At 75.7% G+C, this 564-nt stretch carries 1 protein-coding gene; it reads left to right on the forward strand.

Annotation, left to right across the window (positions count from 1 at the left end; all coding sequences use genetic code 11):
• Window positions 1–47: 47 nt before the first annotated feature.
• On the forward strand, window positions 48–503 hold the full coding sequence (locus DW309_RS00140; RefSeq protein WP_136044172.1) for a signal peptidase I: 456 nt from the start codon (window positions 48–50) through the stop codon (window positions 501–503).
• Window positions 504–564: the final 61 nt, after the last annotated feature.

Consider the following 564-nt stretch of genomic DNA (forward strand, 5'->3'; position numbering starts at 1 on the left):
CGGGGCGTAGGCGTCGATCGCCGTGAACCACTCCCGCCGCGGGCGTCGTGTGCATCGTGCTGGTGCTGCTGGCGGCCACGGCGCAGATCACGCTCATCCTGTTCCGCACGGGCTCGATGTCGCCGACCATCCCGGCCGGATCGGTCGCCGTCGTGCAGCGGGTCCCTGCCGCGGCGGTGGAGGTCGGCGACGTCGTGACGGTCGACCGCCCCGGCGACCTGCCCGTGACCCACCGCGTGACCGCGGTGCAACCGGGCGCCGCGGCGGGGGAGCGCGTGCTGACGCTGCGGGGCGATGCGAACGCGGTCGACGACCCGTTTCCGTACACCGTGACCTCCGTGCGCACCGTGCTGTTCGCGGTGCCGGGCCTGGCGACCGTGATCGTCGTACTCGGGCATCCCGTCGTGCTCGGCGGCATGACCGTGGCCGCGACCGCGCTGGTGGTGTGGGCCTTCTGGCCGCGGTCGCCGCGACGCGCTCGCGCCGAGGGCGGTCCGCTGTGAGGCCCCGCGTCGCGCTCGCGGTCCTGGCGCCCGTCTGCCTGGCCCTCGCGGCACCGGCGGC

The sequence above is a fragment of the Microbacterium sp. K41 genome, assembly GCF_004794395.1.
Taxonomy (GTDB): domain Bacteria; phylum Actinomycetota; class Actinomycetes; order Actinomycetales; family Microbacteriaceae; genus Microbacterium; species Microbacterium sufflavum.